Origin of the sequence: Nostoc sp. KVJ3, from assembly GCF_026127265.1 — a bacterium.
Taxonomy (GTDB): domain Bacteria; phylum Cyanobacteriota; class Cyanobacteriia; order Cyanobacteriales; family Nostocaceae; genus Nostoc.
The window spans coordinates 513349-531834 of record NZ_WWFG01000002.1; the positions used below are offsets into that span (position 1 = coordinate 513349).

14 protein-coding genes are annotated in these 18486 nt (G+C 39.4%); 10 read left to right on the forward strand and 4 right to left on the reverse strand.

What is annotated here, in order from left to right; all coding sequences use genetic code 11:
- Entirely contained in the window at positions 1 to 1566 is a 1566-nt protein-coding gene (locus GTQ43_RS18295; protein ID WP_265274179.1) for an ATP-binding protein, read from the reverse strand.
- 534 nt (positions 1567 to 2100) lie between these two features.
- On the opposite strand from GTQ43_RS18295, the gene GTQ43_RS18300 reads away from it, so the two are divergent.
- On the forward strand, positions 2101 to 2715 hold the full coding sequence (locus GTQ43_RS18300; RefSeq protein WP_265274180.1) for a hypothetical protein: 615 nt from the start codon (positions 2101 to 2103) through the stop codon (positions 2713 to 2715).
- Between the two features lie 116 nt (positions 2716 to 2831).
- Here GTQ43_RS18300 and pheT read toward each other — a convergent pair whose 3' ends face one another.
- Positions 2832 to 5282, reverse strand: a complete 2451-nt coding sequence (gene pheT, locus GTQ43_RS18305; protein ID WP_265274181.1) for a phenylalanine--tRNA ligase subunit beta — start codon at positions 5280 to 5282, stop codon at positions 2832 to 2834.
- Between the two features lie 162 nt (positions 5283 to 5444).
- Between pheT and GTQ43_RS18310 the strand changes: the two genes are divergently transcribed.
- Complete coding sequence (locus GTQ43_RS18310; RefSeq protein WP_265274182.1) at positions 5445 to 5684, forward strand: type II toxin-antitoxin system Phd/YefM family antitoxin; 240 nt, start codon at positions 5445 to 5447, stop codon at positions 5682 to 5684.
- 66 nt (positions 5685 to 5750) lie between these two features.
- Here the strand turns inward: GTQ43_RS18310 and GTQ43_RS18315 are convergent, their stop codons facing one another.
- Entirely contained in the window at positions 5751 to 6113 is a 363-nt protein-coding gene (locus GTQ43_RS18315) for a response regulator transcription factor (protein WP_265274183.1), read from the reverse strand.
- 47 nt (positions 6114 to 6160) lie between these two features.
- On the reverse strand, positions 6161 to 7567 hold the full coding sequence (locus GTQ43_RS18320; protein ID WP_265274184.1) for a response regulator: 1407 nt from the start codon (positions 7565 to 7567) through the stop codon (positions 6161 to 6163).
- A 755-nt stretch (positions 7568 to 8322) separates the two neighbouring features.
- Between GTQ43_RS18320 and GTQ43_RS18325 the strand changes: the two genes are divergently transcribed.
- The 8 genes from GTQ43_RS18325 to GTQ43_RS18360 all read left to right on the forward strand — a co-directional run bounded on the left by GTQ43_RS18325 (position 8323) and on the right by GTQ43_RS18360 (position 18463).
- Positions 8323 to 8997, forward strand: coding sequence for a vWA domain-containing protein (locus GTQ43_RS18325; RefSeq protein ID WP_265274185.1), 675 nt, complete (start codon positions 8323 to 8325; stop codon positions 8995 to 8997).
- Between the two features lie 51 nt (positions 8998 to 9048).
- Entirely contained in the window at positions 9049 to 9831 is a 783-nt protein-coding gene (locus GTQ43_RS18330; RefSeq protein ID WP_265274186.1) for a PP2C family serine/threonine-protein phosphatase, read from the forward strand.
- A gap of 56 nt (positions 9832 to 9887) precedes the next feature.
- Positions 9888 to 12056: a tetratricopeptide repeat protein gene (locus GTQ43_RS18335; protein WP_265274187.1), complete on the forward strand. Its 2169-nt coding sequence runs from the start codon at positions 9888 to 9890 to the stop codon at positions 12054 to 12056.
- Between the two features lie 402 nt (positions 12057 to 12458).
- Positions 12459 to 13232: a glucose-1-phosphate cytidylyltransferase gene (gene rfbF / locus GTQ43_RS18340; protein WP_265274188.1), complete on the forward strand. Its 774-nt coding sequence runs from the start codon at positions 12459 to 12461 to the stop codon at positions 13230 to 13232.
- Between the two features lie 125 nt (positions 13233 to 13357).
- Positions 13358 to 14572: an L-2-hydroxyglutarate oxidase gene (lhgO, locus tag GTQ43_RS18345; RefSeq protein WP_265274189.1), complete on the forward strand. Its 1215-nt coding sequence runs from the start codon at positions 13358 to 13360 to the stop codon at positions 14570 to 14572.
- Positions 14573 to 14851: 279 nt separating this feature from the next.
- Positions 14852 to 15880, forward strand: coding sequence for an NAD-dependent epimerase/dehydratase family protein (locus GTQ43_RS18350; protein ID WP_265274190.1), 1029 nt, complete (start codon positions 14852 to 14854; stop codon positions 15878 to 15880).
- Positions 15881 to 15990: 110 nt separating this feature from the next.
- Positions 15991 to 17259 (forward strand): class I SAM-dependent methyltransferase, encoded by a 1269-nt coding sequence (locus GTQ43_RS18355; RefSeq protein ID WP_265274191.1) that lies wholly within the window; start codon positions 15991 to 15993, stop codon positions 17257 to 17259.
- A 196-nt stretch (positions 17260 to 17455) separates the two neighbouring features.
- Positions 17456 to 18463: a glycosyltransferase family 2 protein gene (locus GTQ43_RS18360; RefSeq protein ID WP_265274192.1), complete on the forward strand. Its 1008-nt coding sequence runs from the start codon at positions 17456 to 17458 to the stop codon at positions 18461 to 18463.
- Positions 18464 to 18486: the final 23 nt, after the last annotated feature.

An 18486-nucleotide genomic window follows, 5' to 3' on the forward strand; every position in this document is an offset into this window, starting at 1 on the left:
TTATGCCATCTCCTTCAGCATGAAATTAGCCATACTCTTATTAACTTCTTTAAAGAGTTTTCGACCTTTACCGAGTTTGTCTTGACCTTTGAGAAATTCTAGAAAACTCTGATGATAAATACTATAGTAAGTTTTTTGGTCATCTTCATTTACTTCCGACTTTACATACTCAACCCAATCATTTAATACTGATTTCACCTCATATTCATCCTCATCAATAATTTCCGAAATCATGTTTATAGATATTGGCTCACCTCTTTCTACCAATATATACAGTATTTTTACCTTTTTTTCATTGGATTCTTTGTCCATCCCCATCCGATTCCAATGAGTCATATAATAGTCATGAAGACCTTGTGGTAATCCCTTTAAAGTTAAATCATTGTATTTACCTTCAGAGATTCCGGGTAATATATAGCGTAAATATATGAAATTATTTTCACTCTTGACAGCTATTTCCTGAGTAAAATTATCTTCAGAAATATTGCGCTCATTAATCCAACTTCTTAGTTTATAATCATTATTAAAAAATAATTGAATATACTCTTTTACATCTTCCTGACTCAAAGCTGTGTAATCACGCTTTGTTAAATCTAATTCATCTACAGGAGTATCTGGAGACAAAGCTAAACGCTTTGTTTCTTGATTATAAGGTCTTCTAGTCAGGAAAAAATAGACTCCATCGGGAAGATTTTGTGGTAAATCTAAAAGATTATTATTTCCTTCTTGTTCTACTTCATCTAGTGCATCAACAACTATGACAAGCTTTTGTCCTTTTAGTTCTTCACTGGCTTTTTGCAATAAAGTCCTTAAATCAGCGTTGTCTGCATTTTGGAGAGAATGACGCTTAATTAATTGTTGACGAATACTTGCTAAAAACTTTTCTGGTTTGTTGCGTCCTTCTGCGAAAACATTAAAATAACAAGGAACCTTAGTAGCTAAAATATATTTAGCAGCGATCGCACTTTTACCCATCCCTGCATCCCCAACCACGGTAAAATAACCCTTTGGTTGAGTGGTGAAGAATTTTTGAATAGCCTTGAACACAAAATCACGACCGCAAAATAAGCGCGTTTTCTCAAAAATTAAAGCTTTAAATTCTTTGGGATAAACATCTAAATTCCAATCTGGGTAAGGCTGATATCGTGATGCTCTCGTTTGTTTAGCGATTGTAATAAAAACTTCACCAAATTCTTCTAATTCACCTAAGAAATTGATTTTGGCATTGATTATCTGCGTTTTTAATTCGCTATTTTGATTAAGAAACCTTTTTGTATTTTCTACAAACTTAGAGGGAGTATTATTACTATAAGCATCCCAAAAATAATCTTTAATTACTCTCTCTCTAAACAGGTTTAAAATTGCTTCTGGCTTAAATACACCATACCTTACCAGAGCGTAAACATAAACAGTATCAACATCATCAGGAATTTGGGTAGGATTGAGTTTTAATTCCTGTAAAACTTTGATGACAGCTTCGTTTTTTTGAGCTTGTTTAATGATTATTTGACTAGCTTGAGGAGCATATTTACTAATAACAGAAGTAATCGCGGCAAATTCTATCATCGTTCATTACCGATAATTTATTATTTTTTTACGAGTAGGATCAGAGCAAATTATATAGTAAATGAGGTTGTTTGAAAAGTGATTGGCTGTGATTTTAAGCACTTGTTGATCCCCCCTAACCCCCCTTAAAAAGGCTACGGTGTATACACAAGTCCTAAAATCATTGCCTGGTAAGATGCAAGCCTTAGTAGGCAAGGTTTTGAGTTTATCAATAGTGTCAGCTTATTGATATAGAATTAACGAAAAATCAAGGATTTTAAAAATAATTTTCCGTTCTTTTCCCTCTATTTGATTCTCAACCCGACTTGTGTATACACGGTAGCTTAAAAAGGGGGGAACTAGAATCAAAGTCCCCCTTTTTAAGGGGGATTTAGGGGGATCTAAAAGTATTTGATACATCATGAAGGACTTTTAAAACATCCTCTTAGATGCGATCGCCTCCTTCCCGTCTACCCATACACGATTATCATTATTAAGGATATTTTAAGTATTTTAACTGATTGACAAAAGGCACTTTATCTTAACCTATCATCGATGGGCTACGCCTACGCATTTGTTATTTCGGCGAACTCATTTGCTATTTCGGCGATCGCATTTGTTATTTCGGCGATCGCATTTGCTATTTCGGCGATCGCATTTGCTATTTCGGCGAACTCATTTGTTATTTCGGCGATCGCATTTGTTATTTTGGCGAACTCATTTGTTAATTTGGCGATCGCATTTGTTATTTTGGCGAACTCATTTGTTAATTTGGCGATCGCATTTGCTAATTCGGCGATCGCATTTGCTAATTCGGCGATCGCATTTGTTATTTTGGCGAACTCATTTGTTAATTTGGCGATCGCATTTGTTATTTTGGCGAACTCATTTGTTAATTTGGCGATCGCATTTGCTAATTCGGCGATCGCATTTGTTATTTTGGCGAACTCATTTGTTAATTTGGCGATCGCATTTGCTAATTCGGCGATCGCATTTGCTAATTCGGCGATCGCATTTGTTATTTTGGCGAACTCATTTGTTAATTTGGCGATCGCATTTGTTATTTTGGCGAACTCATTTGTTAATTTGGCGATCGCATTTGCTAATTCGGCGATCGCATTTGCTAATTCGGCGATCGCATTTGTTATTTCGGCGTGTCAACAAGTCTGAAATAGCTGATTAACCAAGGTTTTAACCCACCCTAACCCTCCCCGTATGTATTGGGGAGGGAACTAGATTTCCTGTTTCCCCCCTTTATAAGGGGGGATTAAGGGGGGTAATTACTCCTAACTCCTCAGATTTACGCCGAATTTTTCCACCAAGGCTTCGCGGACTTTATTGTGTACTGGTTCAACTTCTGCCTCAGTCAGGGTACGATCGCTAGCCCGATAAACTAGACGAAATGCTAGACTCCTCTGCCCTTCGGGGACATTTTCGCCGCGATATTCATCAAATAATTCCACCGATTCGAGCAAATCTTTGCTCGCTTTGGTAATTACTTTTTGAATTTCGCTAACTGAGATTTTCACGGGTGCAAAAAAGGCGATGTCGCGATCGCTAGCTGGATAGGTAGAATAGGGCTGGAATGCCGGAATGAGGACTTCATCTTGTCCTAAAGATTCTAAAAGCACATCTAGATCCAACTGGAAAACATAAACGGAATCTGGTAAGCCTTTTTCTCTTCGCAATTGGGGATGGAGTTGTCCAAAAATACCCAGCCTATTACCCCGAATCCACAAAGAAGCGGTGCGTCCTGGATGTAAGCGATGATCTCGGCAATCGGGTTGGAATTCTACTTCCAAGGCAAGTTGTCGAAATACACTTTCTAAAATGCCTTTGGCTTCAAACCAGGTGATGGGTTCTTCGCGTCCACTTTTTGACCATTTGCCAACGGAAATATCCCCGCCCACAATTCCCGCCAAGGCTTCTGTTTCTTGCAAACCGTCTTCTTCTCGCCAGAAAATTTGTCCGATTTCAAAGCCGTTCAAGGAACCATTACCTTGCTCTAAATTGTATTGAAAGGCATCAATCAACCCAGATATCAAATCGTTTCGCAGCGCTGAATATTCGGCAAATAAAGGATTTGACAGTACTATCTGTCTGTCTTCTCCCGGTTTGACTAAAGAATAGTGAATTAATTCTGTCAACCCTTCAGCCCGGAGGAAAGCCCGTAATTTGCGAATCAATTCCTCGTCTAAAGGCAGATAACCACCTTCGGATTTTTCTGGTAAAGTATCACAGAATCTGTTGTAACCATAGAGTCGGGCGATTTCTTCAATTAAATCAATTTCTCGCTCTAAGTCGCGGTAACGATAGGGTGGAACAGAAACTGACCATGTAGGTTGATGGTTGCTATCTTCTCCTGAAGGAGTCAACTGACATCCCAACGCAGTCAGGATACGCTCAATATCTTGTTCTTGGAGTTCACCTGTATCCTCTCCCAAATCGATTGGCCCCAAAATCTGGTTAACTCGGTCTAAACGCAGTGCAATCGAACGACTCCAGGTAGAAGGATCGGGGCGGGTGTCGGCAATTTCCTGCTGGACAAGAATTCCACTAGCCAATTCGCTAATTAAGGATAAGGCGCGGCGATTAGCTATTTCCAACTCAGCGCGGTTAACTCCCCGTTCATATCTGCCAGAAGCTTCACTTCTTAAGCCAGCACTGCGGGAAGAACGGCGAATTGCTACGGAATCAAATAACGCTGCTTCTAAAACTAGGCTTTGAGTCCCTTCATGGACTTCCGTTTCTTCACCACCCATAACTCCCGCCAGGGCAACGGGTCTGTCGTTGGCGGTAATTAACAAATTTTGGGTTGAGAGGGTGCGAGTTTGTTCATCCAGGGTTTTGAGGGATTCTCCAGCAGAGGCAAAGCGGACACCGATGGTTAAATTTTTGCTACTTGCAACTGATTTTAAGCGATCGCAGTCAAAGGCGTGTAGTGGTTGTCCCCATTCCAACAAAACGTAATTAGTAATGTCCACAACATTACTGATGGGACGTACCCCAGCAGCCCGTAAACGTTGTTGCAGCCATTCAGGAGATGGAGCAATTTTTACCTGTTCAATTACCGTACCAATGTATGCAGGACAAGCTTGGGTATCGGCAATTTTTAAAGTTAAATTTCCAGCATTTTTGGTAATAGAGACTTCACCAGGTTCAGGAATGCTCAACTTTCCATCAGTTAAAGCTGCTACTTCCCGTGCTACACCTACCATACTCAGAGCATCAGCGCGATTAGCAGTTGCTGTCAGGTCTAAAATTACATCATCTAAACCCAACAACGGACGCACATCACTACCCAATGGTAAATTTTCTTGAGTAAAAATATGAATTCCGTCTACATCAGTGGGTAAACCAAGTTCCTTTAAAGAACAAATCATGCCCTGAGATGGGACACCACGCAATTTTGCAGGTTTAATTTTTAAATCGATGTTGGGTAAGTAAGTACCCGTAGTTGCTACCGGTACATAGATATCTGCCTTCACATTGGCAGCGCCACAGACAATATTTAGAGTCTCATCAGCACCGATATCAACTTGGCAAACACTTAATTTATCGGCGTTGGGGTGGGGCTGACGCTCAAGCACTTTCCCGACAACCACGCCATTGGCCCAAGTGCGGCGGTCTTCAATATCTTCAACCTCAAACCCTGCCATTGTCAGGGTTTCGGCTAATTCTTCTGGACTAAGTTTTATCTCTACTAGTTCGCGCAGCCAATTTAGAGAAATACGCATGGAGTGTGCTTGTTTTAGGAATCGTCTTTTGTTCTTATTTTAGGGTGCCTACTAGCGATCGATGGCTATTCGTCCCGCAAGGCGTAACCTTTCACTTGAACAATCCTACATTGATTTAGGACTCCTATTATAATGCTGGTAATGAGTAGGGCATAAATAAAAATGTCACCAAAAACTTTCAATATTGCTGATTTATCGGATAATTTAGCTGATTTATTGTCAGATATCCAAAATCATATTGAAGTGACGCTAACTCGGCAGGGTGTCCCTTGGGCAAGGGTTTTGCCTTTGTCTGAACCCCAGGAACAGCCTGTAGTTCCCAAAGCGGGTTTAAATCGTGGCTCTATGGTAATGAGTGATGATTTTGATGAGCCTTTACCAGATTCTTTTTGGGGTTTATGAAGGTTTTATTAGATACTCATATTTTTATTTGGTGGGACAGTGAGCTACGAATTACGAATTATCTCCCTACTCCACAAGAGATTTAAGCGCATTTATTAATTGTTGTTTAGTAAAAGGCTTAGTTAAATAAACATTTGCACCTTGTCGCATTCCCCAAATCCGATCAATAGGCTGATTTTTAGAACTACAAATAATAATTGGTACTTTTTGAGTAACTGGATTTTTTTTCAAGAGGCGACAGAACTCAAAACCGCTAATTTCTGGCATTACCACATCAGTAATAATCGCATCTAGACGATTATTTATTGCCTTACTCATCCCATCTTTGGCATCATAAGCTTTAATTACTGTGTATCCACTGTCTCTTAAAAAACTATTGATTAATTCCAACTGAGAAGGAGCATCTTCAACAACTAAAACTGTAGCCATATTGATTTATCCTCACTAGCTCAAAATCATTAGATTTTGTGGTTAATTTAAGTCAAATGCATAAAGACTATTTTCAGTAATTCGGCGCGGGTAAAAGGTTTAGTCAAATATCCAGATGCTCCTACCAGTTTCGCTTTTACTTTATCTACAATCCCTTTACTACCAGTAACAAAAATGATGGGAGTCTGTTGAAAGATAGAGTTGTTTCGTATAATCCGACACAACTCATAACCATCGATTCCTAGCATATTTAAATCCAACAAAATTAAGTCGGGTTTATGCCTTATAATTGACAAAACGGCTTTTACTGGATCGTTAATAGTCACTACAGAAAAATTTTCATTTTCTAAGAAACGGCTAATTTCTTTGAGAATTGTGGGGCTATCATCTACAGAAACGATTTTATGGATTTTTTGTGCTGTTACAGTAGCAGCCGTTACTCTTTGAGAAGCCAGATTTATGTTATTTGATATTGTTGGTTCTTGAAAGTTTTCTTGGAGAGGAGGAGAAATCTGTGGTAATTGTTGAACAGGAGTTATGTTACCTTCAGAAATATCTGAGTAAGAGTTGACAGTATTATTTAGCTTTTGCTTGGTATAAACTATCTCTGTAATTGATTGTGAGAACAGCGTAGGTGTAGCCTGTCGTAGATATTGCCCTTCAAATATCTTTGGTAATTTATCGAATGGCGGATCGGGTTCATGCAAAATAATCGCACCCTTAAGTATGTAAGGGTATAAATTGCGGGCCAGTTGGATTTCATCTTGATTCAAAATCGTCGCCAGATGACACAGGCTGAAACCCTTCATCCAATTTATTAAATCCGGCTGAAGTTTTGGTAAATCTTCTTCTTCAATTTTGCTGTTAATCAACAGATATGGACGTTGATATGGAGAAGAAATTTGCGGAATAAAAGTCTGCCAATTCTGTATTTTTACTTGGCAACGTTCTAGAATTTTTTCTCCATCTAGCCTACAAATTCTTGGCATTCTATCAATTTGTTCTGCTAATTCATAAGTACCTTCTTGAATGAGTAAAAATGATTCAATCACCTCTTTAACTAATTCTTGAATCAGCACTGCTGCTTGTGTAGAATGCAGATGTTTTTGACTAATAAGCCAAGATATCGCTTGATATTCAGGAGGGGGATTTCTCAAATTGTTGTCATGTTCAATTAACTGACTGTGTGAGTCAGGTTCAAACATCAGACGGACTTGAACACGCACCTCGCTAGTAAGCAGTGGAATTTGGTGGCTGAGGCGGCGCAAATGGCGTTCTAGTCGATCAAATGGTTCTACTGAATGAGTAGCGTAGGTTATCTTACCCTGCTCTAGGTAAATTAACCAGAAAACAGAGTTACTAAATGCTTGTAAACAAGTACTATCAGAGCAATTGGATAACTGTCTTAACAAGCTTAGAGGACGTAGTTTAGTGAATGCACCTGAGTTATTCATGTTTTTCAAGTTTTTTTGCGGAATCAATAACCGAACATTTGTAGATTGAAAATATCATCTATAAAATATTTTCTTGTTTGTAATATTTCTCTACGCACAAATTATTTCTTTTAAAATATGTATATATATTAAAAGTTATAAGTTTTATAACTCATCTGTTACATTTGACACGTTCTACTTAATTTATCTCAAAAAACAAGTATATGGGTATGAATAAAAGTAAACACCTATCATAGCTAGACTATCAGTAGATATTGGTTCATTCTAGATTTTGCTCACTATCGACGACTCTTGGTCGAAGACCTTAATAGCGATGTTTATTGATGTCAACTAACTTCAAGAGGCAAATTTGATTCCAAGTTCGCGCAGTTACACTGGTATACTTCTATGAGCTAACGATCTTAATTATGGTTAATAACTTTTCTATAAAGGAACGATTCTCCTACATAAAATCTTTAAAAACTTATCTAGGAAAGTTTACGTATTTATTGTACTGTAGGTTTAATGGATATAAGTTTTGGGTAGATACATTACAACAGGTAACGCTGGGTTTTGATAAACTCTTTTTTGCTAAACTAAGCTCTACTCAAGTTCTTCATTAAATATACAGAGAACTTTATGAAAATAATTTGTTTAATAAAGATTAGAGCATCTGCCACTAGATACTATATTCTCTAGTCGCCTCGGCGATTAGCATTACATACTCTGAGAAAAGGGAAATAAAGACTTTGAATTTTAACATAACACAAAAAGTTATGCATGATACATTAAGACTTGATGAAGTAGTAGAATTTGCTGAGAACCCAGAACCACGTTGTCCTTGTGTGCTTTTACTAGACACATCTGGCTCGATGCAAGGAGATCCGATTGAGGCTTTAAATCAAGGTTTACTCAGTTTAAAGGATGAATTAGTCAAAAATTCCTTAGCTGCCAGACGGGTAGAAGTGGCGATCGTCACTTTTGATAGTAATGTCAATGTAGTCCAAGACTTTGTGACTGCCGATCAATTCAATCCGCCCATTTTGACAGCACAAGGCTTGACTACGATGGGTGCAGGAATCCATAAAGCTTTGGACATAATTCAAGAGCGGAAATCTCAGTATCGTACCAATGGCATTGCTTATTATCGTCCCTGGGTATTCATGATTACCGATGGAGAACCGCAAGGCGAGTTAGAGAATGTGGTAGAGCAAGCATCCCATCGCTTACAGGGAGATGAGGCAAATAAGCGTGTAGCATTTTTTACGGTTGGTGTTGAAAATGCTAATATGACGCGTTTAAATCAAATCACTGTGCGTACACCACTGAAACTGAAAGGATTAAACTTTATCGAAATGTTCGTCTGGCTATCCACTAGTATGTCAGCTGTTTCTCATTCGCAGGTAGACGAACAGGTAGCACTACCGCCAATTGGTTGGGGGACTGTTTAATTAAAGATTGCAGCTTGATGTTGACACAGCTAGCTGTTGGGAAAAAAATCTATGAAAATATCAAAACAGATTGCTCAATGGCGGATTGTGGCTGCGTCTGTGTGTGGTACAAGTCACTTAAAAAATAAGCAGTTATGTCAGGATGCTCATCACTGGCAGATATTGTCAGATAATATTTTAGTGGCGGCCGCAGCAGATGGCGCGGGTTCTGCTAGCCTTGGGAAAGTGGGAGCGATGATTGCTGTGGAGACAGCAATAGAAAATATTTCCACCAAAGGAATCACTCGAAAGATTTTGAGTGATGATGCTTATGTGCGATCGCTCTTAAATGATGCCATATTAGCCGCCAAAAACGCTGTAGAGGCTGAAGCGGCTACTTGTGACAAACAGCTTCAAGACTTAGCAACTACCTTAATTATGATGGTTGCCACACCAGAAGTTGTAGCTGTAGTGCAAATAGGTGATGGTTTGGCAGTGGCAAAAGATCGTATGGGCAATCTCCTGGCGCTAACTATACCTGATAGCGGCGAATACATCAACGAAACCACTTTTTTAACTTCTCCTACGGCCTTAGATACAGCGCAGATGAGATTATGGCGCACAGATATAGTTAATGTTGGTATAATTACTGACGGACTGCAAATGCTGGCTTTGAATATGGTTGTTGGTGAACCTCACAAACCCTTCTTCTTTCCGCTATTTGAATTTGTAGCCAATACCGAGGATAAAACAGTAGCGAAGGAGCAGTTGGTAAAATTTTTACACTCAGAACGGATTACACAACGCACTGATGATGACTTAACACTCATTATAGCTGCATTCAACGACTCATGAGTAATAAATCTACAGGTTTTACATCTTAAATAACTCCCGTTAGCGGTAATTTCATTATGCAGGTACTACGTTGTTCCACTAGAAAAGAAATCCTCAGCCTCAATGTCAGTTTGGGGCGTGGCGGTGAAGCTTGTGTTTATGCAGTGCCATCCGATAGCAACTTGGTGGCAAAGATTTACCATAAGCCAACGACTGCCCATGCTGATAAATTAGAGGCAATGCTTGCCAACCCGCCAGAAAATCCTACGGCTAGTTTGGGGCATATCTCTATCGCTTGGCCAGAGGATTTATTGCGGACAGCAGATGACAAAAATAGCATCCTGGGCTTTTTGATGCCACGCATCCAGGGGATGCGTCCAATCATCGACTTTTACAACCCCAGAACCCGTCGCCAACACTGTCCCCTATTCAACTATCAGTACCTGCTCCGCACGGCTCGTAACTTAGCGGCAGCTTTTGCAGCTTTGCACGCTAGTGGATATTGTATTGGTGATGTAAACGAGTCAAATATCCTCGTCAGTGACACCGCACTGGTAACTTTAATAGACACAGACTCCTTCCAAGTACTCGACCCCAACAAGAATGTTGTTTATCGTTGTCCAGTAGGTAAACCAGAGTTTACCCCACCAGAACTACAAAATAAAACTTTTGCCCAGCACGATCGCGAAATTTCTCACGACTTATTTGGGTTAGCAGTGCTGGTATTTCAACTCCTAATGGAAGGCACTCACCCATTTTCGGGGATTTTTCAAGGTGCTATTGAGCCACCGCCCTACGAAGCCCGCATTGCATCTGGTCATTTCACGTACAGCCAAAAACGGTACGTACCCTACCTACCTACCCCCATTGCCCCCCCTTGGGAAATTCTTCATCCCAGCTTACAAGAACTATTTGTCCGCTGTTTTGAAGAGGGTCACAATAACCCACAACTACGCCCCAGCGCCCAGACTTGGCTCTCAGCAATCGCTGAAGCCGAAGATTCCCTAATTACCTGCACCACAAATCCCCAACATCGCTACAACAACCACATGCGTGCCTGTCCGTGGTGTGAACGTACCGTACGATTAGGTGGACGCGACCCCTTCCCATCACATCGGGCTATAGAAGCTAGAGAACATCTCCAACCGCGAATCAAAGCGAGAAAACATTACACCCAGACACCGCATTTTCCCCAACGAGCCATATCACCGCACTTGGTTAATTATTGGCAGCCAATGATGACCCCAAGCGGTTCAGCTTACAAACGCTCCAAGAAGTCAAAATTGTACCCAGTGATTTGTTGCTTGTTGGGTTTTGGTTTATTGGGATATGCGGACGTAATGATTAAATTTACTGAGCCGTTGGTTTACCAAAATGCTTACACTCAACAAGCATTGAAGTCTCGCCAGACAATTAACAAACTCAGCTTCGCTGATTACTATCAGCAAGGTTACACTGCTTACCAAGACCGAGACTATGAAAAAGCAATTGCCAGCTTTAGCGAAGCAATTGAACAAGAACCGACACATAGCAGAGCAATTATAAATCGTGGCAATGCTCGCTATAACATGAAAGACTACGAAGGAGCAGTTACGGATTATAGCCAAGCTCTCAAAATCGATCCCAATCAAGTCAAAGCTTTAGTCAATCGGGGTAATGCCCGCTATATGCTCGCCGAATATAGCAACGATCCTGATACAGAATATAGTCTAGCGATCGCAGACTATAATCAAGCCATCGGTCTGGATAATAATGAAGTGGAAGCTCATATCAGACGAGGCATTGTCCGCGCTCAAATGGCTAAATATAGCGGTGAATCTCAACAAGATTACAAAAAAGCCATCATAGATTTTACTCAGGCAATCAAACTAAATATATCCCAAGCAGAAGCTTACTTTCAGAGAGGTCTTGTCTATTATCAAATTGCTCAATATAGCAGCAATTATGAGCAAGAATATAATCTAGCGATCGCTGACTTTAACCAAGCACTAACTATCAGCCCTAAACTAGCAAAAGCATATCTCAAACGAGGCATGGTTCGCTATGAGTTAGCACAATATGGTGGTAGTCAATCTCACAAAAATCAGGCGAAAGCTATCGAAGATGTACAGACATCTGCCAAAATGTTTCTTGCACAAGATGATATGGATAATTATCAGCAAGCACTCAGTAATATGTGTGTAGTCGTAGAAAACAAATGTGACCCTTTATTCCAAAGCTCAAGTAATCTGGAAAAAACTAACTAAAAACAAATCAAATCAAGAAGGCTGAGTACTGATTAGTTATTCTCTCAATTGCCACTCAGCACTTTTTAATTACTCTGTTTTGTAAGTTTTTTTACTGACATATTATTGGTTTTGATTTCAGAAATCAAGCCTAACTGGGGTTAGCGTCAGCTAACCCTAGTTATTTATTGGGTAACATTTGTATTTAATTAAGTAATTTATTTTCAGGTTTATAGATATTCATAGAGCTTTTATATAGAAAAGACGTTAATTTATATTTGCTTTATAATTTCGGATAAAATTACAGTTAGATTATGGACGGAGAAAAACAAATTAGAAATTAATTTCTCTCCATCTAAGTGCATCCTCTTCATGTCGAAAAAGTCAAATAATTATATCCCTACAAGACTCCGAGGTAATTGCATGAAAGCGGTGATTTTGGCTGGAGGGCTTGGTACACGCCTCAGTGAAGAAACTAGTATCAGACCCAAGCCGATGGTTGAGATTGGTGGTAAGCCAATTCTCTGGCACATAATGAAGACTTACTCCGCCCACGGCATTAATGACTTCATCATTTGTTGCGGTTACAAAGGTTACATAATCAAGGAGTATTTTGCTAACTACTTCTTACACATGTCAGATGTCACCTTTGATATGCGATTTAACCAGATGAACGTGCATTCTGGTTATGCTGAACCCTGGCGTGTTACCTTAGTAAACACGGGTGATAATACCATGACAGGCGGACGCTTAAAACGAATCAGCGAGCATATTGGTAATGAAACTTTTTGTTTTACTTATGGTGATGGTGTAAGTAATATTAATATCACCGAGCTAGTTAACTTTCATAAACAACAAAATACATTAGGAACCCTCACAGCCGTTCAACCAGCCGGACGCTTTGGAGCCATTTCCTTGGGATATGAGCAAACTAAAATTACCAGCTTTCGGGAAAAACCAGAAGGTGATGGAGCTTGGATTAATGGCGGTTACTTTGTGTTAGAACCAGAAGTAATTAATTTGATTGCTGATGACTCTACAGTATGGGAGCAAGAGCCATTAGAAAAGCTAGCTGACATGGAACAGCTATCCGCTTTTAAACATGATGGTTTTTGGCAACCAATGGATACTTTACGCGATAAAAACTATCTCGAAGGGCTATGGAAAAATAATCAAGCTCCTTGGAAGGTATGGTAAGAATAGAGTTAGGAGTTAAAAGTTAGGAGTTATGAGTTTAAATTGTTAATTGCACCTAACTCCTCACTGCTAACTTCTAACTTCTTATTCATAGCTTTTTTGTAATTTTAAGTGCGATGATACTAATGTATGATTTTACGATTATAGGTGGGGGAATAGTTGGACTCTCTACAGCCCTAGCTTTAGGAAAACGCTATCCCAATGCGCGTATTTTAGTACTAGAAAAAGAAAGCCAATTGGCATTTCATCAAACCGGTAATAATAGCGGGGTAATTCATTCTGGTATTTACTACAAGCCAGGGAGTTTCAAAGCTAAATTTTGTCGTGACGGTTCTCGCTCTATGGTAGAATTTTGCCAAGAGCATGGAATTGAGCATGAAGTTTGTGGTAAGGTGATTGTTGCGACCGAAGAACAAGAGCTACCACGTCTAGAAAATCTCTACCAACGCGGCTTAGACAATGGCATAGAAGTTAAGAGAATCAGCCCCGAAGAAGTCAGGGAAATAGAACCTCACGTAAAATGCGTAGGTGGACTTCGGGTATTCTCAACTGGTATTGTTAATTACAAGCAAGTTTGTTTAAAATATGCCCAGCTAATTCAACAGCAGGGTGGAGATTTACATCTCAATACAAAAGTTCTGAAAATCTCCCCAAGTGGTAAAAATCAGGTACTGGAAACAAACAAAGGTAACTTTGCAACCCGCTTTGTCATTAATTGTACAGGATTGCATAGCGATCGCACCGCCAAATTAGGTAAAGTTGAACCCCAAGCCAAAATCGTCCCATTCCGAGGAGAATACTACGAGCTAACCCCAGAAAAACGCTATCTCGTCAAGACACTAATTTATCCAGTTCCCAATCCAGATTTTCCCTTCCTGGGTGTCCACTTTACCCGAATGATTGATGGTAGCGTCCACGCCGGGCCAAACGCGGTTCTGTCACTCAAACGTGAAGGTTACAAAAAAACCGACTTTGACTTACGCGATTTTCTGGAAGTCATCACTTATCCTGGTTTCTGGAAATTGGCAGCCAAACACGCTGATGAAGGCATCCAAGAAATCATTCGTTCCTTTAGTAAAGCAGCCTTCACCAGAAGTTTGCAAAAACTAATTCCCGAAGTCCAAGCAGAAGACTTAGTTCCCACCCATGCAGGAGTCCGCGCTCAAGCCTTAATGAACGATGGCAAGCTTGTAGACGACTTTTTGATTGTTTCCGGTCAAAACTCCATCCATGTTTGCAATGCTCCTTCTCCAGCCGCTACATCTTCTCTAGAAATCGGCAAAGCGCTTGTGGCAGAAATTCCCCAACCATCGCATCTAAATAATGTAGTAACTGCATAGATATCATAGTTACTTCCGGTGCTGCTGAATTCAGGGATGAATCTTATGGGGTCAGCATCTTGCTTGCCTAGAAATACAAGGGATGAGCAAGATGCCCATCTCACAAGAAAAAGTTTAGTGCATCAATTAAGAACCCCTATAAAGCGCTGCTACCCCAAAAATACCTCCGAAAATAATTCAGGAATTGTGTGCCTACCAAAAATTTCGGGCAACACGCTGTAGCTGTGCGTCCCTACTAAACGAAGAATTTAACTCATCAATACAAAGGCGTTAACCACAATGAAAATATTAGTAACTGGAACAGAAGGCTACCTTGGTTCATTATTACCGTCTCTGTTAATTGAACGCGGACATGAAGTTATCGGTCTAGATACTGGTTTCTATAAAGTTGGTTGGCTATACAACGCTAATGGAGTTACACCTAAAACCCTTAACAAAGATATCCGCAACATTACCCCCGATGATTTGGAAGGCGTTGAAGCAATAGTTCATATGGCGGAACTCTCCAACGACCCAGCCGGACAATTAGCACCGAATATTACTTACGAAATTAATCATGTTGGTTCAGTTCGTCTCGCTAGCCTAGCGAAAGCTATGGGTGTGCGCCGTTTTGTATATATGTCTTCGTGCAGCGTCTACGGCGTTGCTACCGCAGGTGATGTTACAGAAGAATCCCCAATTAATCCCCAAACAGCCTACGCAGAGTGCAAAACTCTCGTAGAACGGGATGTCAGACCACTCGCTGACGATGACTTCTCTCCCACCTTTATGCGGAATGCCACAGCCTTTGGTGCTTCACCCCGGATGCGCTTTGATATTGTTTTAAACAACTTAGCAGGGTTGGCATGGACTAGCAAACAAATCAAAATGACCAGTGATGGTACACCCTGGCGGCCATTAGTCCACGCACTGGATATTTGCAAAGCAATAGTCTGTGCCTTAGAAGCACCACGAGACATTGTACATAACCAAATTTTCAACGTCGGAGATACAGCAAACAACTATCGCGTTAAAGAAATTGCGGAAATTATTGCTGATATTTTCCCAGATTGTAAATTGTCCTTTGGTGACAACGGCTCAGATAACCGTAGCTATCGGGTATCCTTCGAGAAAATCAACACAATCCTCCCCGGATTTAAGTGTGATTGGAATGCTCGCCTTGGTGCCCAGCAGCTATTTGATTTATTCAGTCAAATAGATATGGCTGAAGACACTTTCTTATTTAGAGGATTTACTCGCTTAAAACAGCTAGAGTATCTAATTCGTACCGAGCAAATTGACAAAGATTTCTTCTGGAATAAAAAGTAGAAATAGTTGCCTAGTAGCAATGAATAAATAATCTAAGTTTCCGAATCAAATATTGTTGATTCGGACTTATTTCACCCATCCAATTATTTGTAATCAGTGAGTTGAAAATTATGGCGAACGCAAAATGTCGTTTCAGTGGTCAACCTCTGCACCAAACCTTTATTGATTTAGGAATGTCACCTTTAGCTAATGCTTATCTGACAGAAGAACAGCTAAATCATGCCGAAAAATTTTATCCTCTCCATGCTTACGTCTCCGAAGACACTCTTTTAGTTCAATTAGAACAATTTGAAACTCCCGATCATATTTTCAGTGACTATGCTTATTTCTCTTCCTACTCAGTAAGTTGGCTAAAACACGTCAAAGCTTACACCGATATGATGGTAGAAAAATTTGGCTTTAATCATCATAATCAAGTTATTGAAATTGCTAGCAACGATGGCTACCTACTGCAATATTTTGTAGAAAAGGGAATCCCAGTTTTAGGAATAGAACCAGCAGCAAATATAGCCAAGATAGCTCAAGATAGAGGTATTCCTAGTATCAACAAGTTTTTTGGAGTTGAAACTGCCAAAGAACTTGTGATACAAGGAAAACTAGCTGACCTTTTAATAGGCAATAATGTTTTAGCTCATGTACCAGATTTAAATGATTTCATTGCTGGGATGAAACTCATCCTCAAACCAAATGGTATTTTGACGATGGAGTTTCCTCACATTTTGCAATTGATTCAACAAAATCAGTTTGATACTATTTATCACGAGCATTTTTCTTACTTCTCATTTCTTACTATCGAAAAGATTTTCTCAGCACACAATTTGCAACTTTTTGATGTGGAAGAATTATCAACTCACGGCGGTTCACTAAGAATTTATGCCAAACATGATGATGCTGATAATCCTAGTATCTGTAACCGAGTTAGCCATCTAAAAGCAAAAGAAATTGCTGCTGGACTACATCAGATAGAGACTTATATTACATTTGGCGAAAAAGTCAAACAAACAAAGCATAAGCTTTTAAGTTTCCTTATAAATATCAAAGCAGAAGGTAAATCAGTTGTTGGTTATGGCGCACCAGCTAAAGGTAACACATTGCTTAATTACTGTGGTATTGGGAAAGATTTTATCGATTACACAGTCGATTGTAATCCTTACAAACAAGACTTATTTTTACCTGGGACTCATATCCCCATCTTTGAACCAGATAAAATCCGCGAAACCAAACCAGATTATGTCCTAATTTTACCTTGGAATCTCAAGGAAGAAATTATGGAACAAATGGCATTCATTGGCGAGTGGGGTGGACAGTTTGTTGTGCCCATTCCTGAAATAAAAGTTTATCCTTCTCCTATTCCGGATAGGCTTTTAATAGCGTCGTAATTACTAAATATAACCCAAAAAGCGCCTTTTGTTACTATTTATTGTTGTCATTACAAACATAGACAATAGGTAAAAATAATTAAAAGGCGTAGTTATATAAAGCTTTTGTTATCAAACTAAAAAAATAATCTGGATAGCAGCTTGTTAATTAATAAGCTACTGTTAATAGCCTTTTAACTACAAAGTTGAGCTTAATATGAATAAACTACTGACTATTGCTATTCCTACATTCAATCGTGCCCAGCTTCTAGATAAACAACTTACTTGGTTAGCTCAAGCTATCAAAGGTTTTGAAGATGAATGTGAAATTTTAATTTCTGATAATTGTTCAACAGATAATACTCAGGAGGTGATTAAAAAATGGCAAGAAATACTTAGTAATATCACATTTAAATCAAATAGGAACTCCAAGAATTTAGGCGTAGTCAAAAATATTATGTATTGCCTAAAGTCTACAACAACAAAATATGTTTGGACAATCGGTGATGATGACCCAATTCAAGATAGAGCCATTGCTTATGTGATTAGCAAACTCAGACAACATGAAGATTTATCATTATTATTCCTCAATTTTTCCGGTCGTAACCAAATTACTGGTGAACCAGTTCATCCACCAACAATTGTTGGTAATCGTTGGTTTGACGTTGATAGTGAAGATGGAAAGGGTGATGGTAAAGCCATATTTGAACATTGTTTTTCAAAGAGTGTCGGTGCAGTTATTTTTCTAACTGCTACAGTCTATCGCACTGACTTAGTAAAACGCGCTCTCCAAAATTGGCAAGATGCTGAGAATAACTGGATATCTTTAGCATATTTAGCCGGATATTGCGCTGCAAATGGTACTGTAATTGTCACTAAAGAGACTTATTTAGAATGTGTTGTTGGTGTGAGTTATTGGCAGAAAGAACCAAAATCTGCACTATTAATGCAATACAAACATATCCCTGAAGTTATTTTGAAATTAGAGCAGAGTGGATATTCTAAACGGTTTTGTCGGCGGATGCTTTTGCAGAACGGTAAAGAAGTCAACTTGAAAGTTTTCTTGGGTGCTTTAAGAAGATGGCCTATGTCAGCCATCAAGACAGTAGTTCCATTTTTGGCTTTAGTCAGCTTGTGTGCTTTTGATGTGATGGTTTCTAAAGAATTCGGTTTAGCAGAATCAAGGGAAGTATCTACTCAAGAAATACGGGGCTATAAGCCATAGAGTCACTAATTTACTAACAAATA